Raw genomic sequence first — 6,005 nt, forward strand, 5'->3', positions numbered from 1 at the left:
TTATTTTTACCCTACTATTTTGGGGTGGGAAACTTTAGTTAAATGATAGTAAAAACATTTTCATCATCTTTCAAAATTTAAAGTTCAATAAATAAGTAATCATCATATAGGCAACAAAATGTGATAGGACATCAAGTTACTGTTTTGTTAAATCATAACTGGGTGCAAAAGTATGAAAATCCCCATTCACGAAATTGTAAAATAATAAAAAATGTGTGTGTTTATGGAAATTTACAACTGATGATACTACACTGAAAAATACTGAATCACCAACCATACGGATGGTCGTTTTTTCCTTCAAAACGTTCAAAAACAACCATCAATCGTTCAAATAACATGTAAAAACAGAAAATAAATATGTAAAATCGTATATTTTTAAGCTTATTGTACCTAAAAATATACGATTTCACTTTTTCTCAATCAGGAATCAATCCAAAGAAAAATTTATGATCCTCAAAAGATAGAACCGAAGAATGGCAAAGAAAGTCCTGATCATTGGCCCAAAAACATGGATTATTCTTTAAAAGAGGTCTAAGCATTTCCAAAGGAAACTTTGATTGCATTCGCAATATTTCTTTTGGCAATTTTAGGATTCATCGCTTCCTCTAAATTCATATTCTGAGGAGATACGGCAAGAACCTGATCAAAGCCTGCGTCAAGAAGCGCCTGCTTTTCGCTGACTCCTCCAGATACCAACCAGATTTGCTGGTCTGTCGTGGCTTTATTTTTCAAGACATGTTCCAAAATCCGCTGTGGCAACTTTCCCATCAAGGTCTGTCTGTCGCTATGTCCTTCACCCGTTATCACGAGATCAGCATCCCGAATCATCTCATCAAAGCCGATTTCTCGCAACAGAAGTTCGGCTCCAGCAGAAACCTCTGCACCAAAATATTGCAGGAAAGCATAGCCTAATCCACCGGCAGCACCAGCACCAGGCACCTCACTCCTATCATAACCGAAATGCTTGGCACTCACCTCAGCAAACTTCCCTGCCCGAGCATCCAGCATTTTCACCATCTCAGCATCGGCTCCCTTCTGAGGCGCAAAAACATGAGCCGCACCGTTTTCACCACAGAGCGGATTGGTAACATCCGAAGCCAGCACAAAACTGCATTCCTGTCGGATTTTCTTCCAGTCGTCGCCCATTGCCTTGAGCATTCCGATACCGCAATCGGATGTAGCACTTCCGCCCAATCCTACGATGAAATGGCGCACGCCCCGGCGATAAGCATTCATTATCATCTCGCCCACGCCCCAGGAAGTAGCCTTAAAAGGATTGCGCTGTTCGGGTTCTATCAAAGCCAGTCCGGCAGCCTGCGCAATCTCAATAATTGCCGTATCATTCACGATTCCATACTCAGCCTCTATCCATCTCATCAGCGCATCATGGGCATGAATGCTCACTCGCTCTCCTTTCATCGCCGAGAGAAAGGCATCGAGCATTCCCTCTCCCCCATCACTCATTTCGAGACAAATGATTTCGGGAAAAGCAGCATCAGAATCCACATTCTCTATTCCAGAAGAAACATCTTCCGAATCCCATTCCTTTAATCCCGAAGCAATCGCCTCATTCACCTCTCTGCTCGAAAGGCAACCCTTATAAGAGTCGCAAGCAATTATTATCTTCTTATATCCAGCCCCATCCATCAGTCTGAGGCCATCATTTTTCCTATTCATATTCTATTTATATTATCATTCCCGGAAGCACCGCCTACGAAGAGGCGTCCCCTTCCCGCCCGCAAAATTAGCCATTATTCCTGAAATCACAAACCTTTTTGGGAAAAACTTTCAAAAACAATTCCGCTTATACGAAATACCACGCAAAAAAAAACTTAATCGCTGCCTATATTCCAAAAAATATTTGTAACTTAGCAGCGTGAAACGTAAAATCAAGTGAGAATATGGCAGAAATCGTAAATAAATATCCTGTAGGAATACAGACTTTTGAAGAAATCCGCACGAAAAATTATCTCTATATAGATAAGACTAAATACATTGTGGATTTTAGAGAAAAAGGTATGAAATATATTTTTCTGAGTCGTCCTAGGCGATTCGGCAAGTCGCTTTTTGCCTCTACGCTCCAGGCTTATTTCGAGGGCAAGAAGGAACTTTTCGAAGGATTAGCCATCGCCGACTATGAGAAAGAATGGGTGAAGCATCCTGTGCTCCATTTCGATATGAGCGGCGCCAAGCATTTTGATGCTGATGCCTTGAAGAATTATCTTAATCTAGAACTTTTACCTTACGAAGAACTTTATGGTAAGGGGGAAGGCGAGATTCACCCTAATGAAAGACTGGAAGGTATTATTAAGCGGGCTTATCAGCAGACTGGCAAAAAAGCGGTTGTCACCATCGATGAATACGACGCCCCTTTGCTTGATGTAGTTCACGAAAAAGATAATCTGAAGCAGCTCAGGCTCATCATGCAGAATTTCTACAGTCCGCTGAAGAAACTCGACCCCTATCTGGAATTTACGTTCATCACAGGCATTACCAAATTCTCACAGCTCAGCATCTTCAGCGAACTCAACAACCTCGACAACATCAGCATGCTCGACCAATATTCTGCCATCTGCGGCATCAGTAAGACAGAACTTACCACCGCAATGAAACCAGATGTGGAAGGATTGGGAAGAGCGCTCGGCCTGACATACGAACAATGCCTGGAAGAATTACGACAGTATTACGATGGCTACCATTTCAGCGAACATGCAGAAGATGTATTCAATCCGTTCAGTCTGATCAGGGCAATGAACAGTCAGAAGATAGATTCCTACTGGTTTGGATCGGGAACACCAACCTATCTGATCAAAACCCTGCAGAAACACCAAGTCAACGTGATGGAGATTGAGAGAAAGGGAGCTAGTGTTGACGACTTCGATGTGTCGCCTGAGCAGGTAACCTCAGCCCTGCCATTGCTCTATCAGAGCGGTTATCTTACCATCAAGAAATACAGTCCCATCACCAAGAGTTACAGATTGGGCTACCCAAACCAGGAAGTCAAGATCGGAATGCTCAAGAGTCTGGCTCCCAACTATCTGTCTCCCTTATCCATCGACAATAACGGACTGGTGAATGAATTTGTAGAAATGCTTTACGAAAATGATCTTGAGGGTGCCATGGTTCGCCTGAAGGCTTATCTCTCCAGCATTTCCAACCGCCTGTCGAATAAGAACGAAAGAGATTTTCAGACGGTTTTCTATCTGATTTTCAATCTGATGGGCGCCCTTATCAAGGTAGAAGAAGATAGTGCCATAGGCAGAGCCGATGCTGTGCTCCAACTGCCAGACACCACCTATGTCTTCGAACTGAAGTATGATGGTTCGGCAGAAGAAGCCATCAAGCAGATAGAAGAAAAGGGATACCTGATTCCTTATTCAGCCAACGGCAAACGACTGGTAAAAGTAGGTGTCAACTATGACAGTAACCAGCGAACCATCGGAGACTGGATTATCAAAGAAGATAAAGAAGGATTAAAGAAGAATTGAAGAAGAATAAAAGAAGGAAAATGGCAGTAAAGTTTAAAATTTTATACTTTACTGCCAAAATGGGAGGCTTTTCTTAAGCTGGATGCTCTCGTTTTATTTCCCGAATCTGGAAGTATGAGCCCACTTTAAAAAGTAAGGCCTGTTTAAAATGTTTATATTTCATGGCAATTTCTCGAAAGATATTCACCAGCGGAGCCAATTGCTATGTTTCACTCAGCATGACCAGTGTGGTCATGCTGGATTCAAAATATGCCCCTTTTTAAAGTGAGCTCTTTTCTCTTAATTCGAACAGTATAACCCAAATTATAATGAAGTAAATATTCAAATACTTTCATTATAATTTAGGTTAAACTTGAACCTATCCTTAAACATTGCTTGCTCTCTTTGTGGAATTTGCAATTGCTTGGCAAGAGCTTCCCAATTGCTCACGGCAGTTTGTACATCCTTGATGATGCCCTGAGCCACCTTTCGATTAATCATATAATCCTCACATGACTCCAACAGCACTTGAATGTCCGCCTTATTGGAAACGGCATTGATAAGCAAGCTTTGGTATAAATTGTTGGTTGGATTCATGTCGTAGGCCGGGGAGAGCGTCCATCCTTTGGGTGTCAACAAGAATCCATGGTTGCGGAAATGATCGTCTGAGTTACCTATGCAAATATTGAAGGCGACCCTACGATAGAGCTCCCGTAAATTCGTCTCTACATCACAGCATCCTTGTAGAATGAAATCCACAATATCCAGATAACCGTAACCACCTTGTGCGTTGTCTCCATCTTTAAGTCCCAGCAAAGACATACAGGAGGCAAAATGGATTCTCCGGCCTTCATCCGTTCTGTCAAAACGCTTGGATAAGAGGGTATGATACTTACCCAATCCTCCCCACAAACGAGTCTCTGCCACATGGATACCAGCTTGTAGGGCCAGCAGATGAGAGAAATGCTCCCATAATCCTGCATCATAATCGTCATTCCGAGATGGGAATTTGGCGATGCAGAGCCTGCCTTCCTCATCCAATACGCCTGCCTTCGGTCTTGCGCCACCAAGTGATGTTCCTGGCTGTATCAGCTGGGCAATCCACTTCTTTTCAGGCATGACATCTTCCTCCTCACATTTTTCTATCTCTTGACTGGCATAAATAAGCTCTCGTATTTCCGTCAATGGTGGAATTTTTAGAGAAGGAGAAACATTGATGAACCCCCCGTCCTTTTCTTTCTTAAACCTGAAACCACCCATTCGGGAGAAATCATCAATACCCACCAAGTAATCGAAAGAAGACAGGTTGCGTGGAGCCCTTTGCTCTTCCTCTGCTTGCAACTGCTCCCTCCTCTTGAGGAGAGTCCTTCCCCATCTATCAGGCAAAGCGTCGGCAAAACATCCAAAAATATCATTGCCAGGCAAGGTGTATTGCATGCCGGGATAGTTGTTGATGTCTTCCGAGAGTTTGATTCCTGCATGAAGGTTGAGCCAATCGTTGTCAAACTTGAAGGCATAACTATCCGAACCACGTAACTTTTCGTAACATAGTTCCCCTATAAACTCTGGCTCCTGCAGCCAGTTAAAATCTCCAAAAACGAACAGTTTCTCCATTCCTTATTCTTTTTTAGTTGCCCTTTGACGATTTTTCAACCCCAAGTCTTGCAAGGACCTGCCGAGTTTGTCATCCTTGGCAAGCAGCAGAATGTCATCGTCCAACTGTAGTGCATACAGCACTCGCAGGTAGATGCCTATTGACACTGTCGGCATCCCCTTTTCCACCTTGCATAAAGTTACCTCCGAGCATGTAGCCCTTTCAGCCACCTGTGCCATGCTTAGGTTTCGACGTAGCCTAGCCAACTTGATTTGCTCGCCAACGATAGCCATTTTTTGCAACAACTTCCTGGGAAGTTTGTTTGCCATTGTACTCTTAGACATACTTATATACTTAATTATAATGTGCAAATATATGAAAAATACTTCATTATAATATGGGTTAGCGTGAATAATTAGGAAAGATTAAGATTGCAATTACAATAACCAACTCATCCTAAGGTACCTGTTGCTTCTCGCCCGCTTTCAAAGCAATGCGCTTGAAGGCTTTCAGGGTCTTGATCGGTCCCTCAGCATCATCCATTCTACGGATGCAAACCTGCACCACTTCCGTTCCTTCCCTATTACCTTTATTAGATAAAGAGAAGCTCAAGGAATAAGCCGAAGAATTCTTCACTTTTCTTAAATGTTATAATCTTTGTTCTTGTGATTGTTTTTAATCTCGGTGACAAAGTTACATCTTTTTTTGAAACCACCGCACAAATTGGCAGCAAAGTTTAAATTATTTAGCTTATTATGTCAACTTTGTCATATATCAGCCGCTGGCACGCAAGTTGCTCAACATGAGAGTGAAAGCTGAAGCTAAAAGATGAAGAAGTTCGAAAGAACGACGGAGTCTTGAGGGAAAGGCAATCGAAAAGAAAAGATAAAAATAACATTATCAAACCCGTTGGCGGAATTAATTTAGCGCATACTTAACCCTGC

The 6,005-nt window shown here is 42.5% G+C and carries 5 protein-coding genes; 1 reads left to right on the forward strand and 4 read right to left on the reverse strand.

The window, feature by feature from the left end; genetic code table 11:
* Window positions 1-531: 531 nt before the first annotated feature.
* The gene (locus tag DW917_RS15995; protein ID WP_118120324.1) at window positions 532-1,677 is read right to left on the reverse strand and encodes a glycerate kinase; all 1,146 of its coding nucleotides are present in this window, start codon (window positions 1,675-1,677) and stop codon (window positions 532-534) included.
* Window positions 1,678-1,901: 224 nt separating this feature from the next.
* On the opposite strand from DW917_RS15995, the gene DW917_RS16000 reads away from it, so the two are divergent.
* Window positions 1,902-3,488 carry an ATP-binding protein gene (locus DW917_RS16000; protein ID WP_118120326.1) on the forward strand — a complete coding sequence of 529 codons (1,587 nt, stop codon included), beginning with the start codon at window positions 1,902-1,904 and terminating at the stop codon, window positions 3,486-3,488.
* A 321-nt stretch (window positions 3,489-3,809) separates the two neighbouring features.
* On the opposite strand, the gene DW917_RS16005 is transcribed toward DW917_RS16000, so the two are convergent.
* The 3 genes from DW917_RS16005 to DW917_RS16015 form a co-directional block, all read right to left on the reverse strand.
* Window positions 3,810-5,081, reverse strand: coding sequence for a type II toxin-antitoxin system HipA family toxin (locus DW917_RS16005; protein ID WP_118120329.1), 1,272 nt, complete (start codon window positions 5,079-5,081; stop codon window positions 3,810-3,812).
* Between the two features lie 3 nt (window positions 5,082-5,084).
* Window positions 5,085-5,405, reverse strand: coding sequence for a helix-turn-helix domain-containing protein (locus DW917_RS16010; RefSeq protein ID WP_118120331.1), 321 nt, complete (start codon window positions 5,403-5,405; stop codon window positions 5,085-5,087).
* Window positions 5,406-5,517: 112 nt separating this feature from the next.
* Complete coding sequence (locus DW917_RS16015) at window positions 5,518-5,697, reverse strand: fibronectin type III-like domain-contianing protein (RefSeq protein WP_118120333.1); 180 nt, start codon at window positions 5,695-5,697, stop codon at window positions 5,518-5,520.
* Window positions 5,698-6,005 lie beyond the last annotated feature (308 nt).

The sequence above is a fragment of the Prevotella sp. AM42-24 genome, from assembly GCF_003461825.1.
Lineage (GTDB): Bacteria > Bacteroidota > Bacteroidia > Bacteroidales > Bacteroidaceae > Prevotella > Prevotella hominis.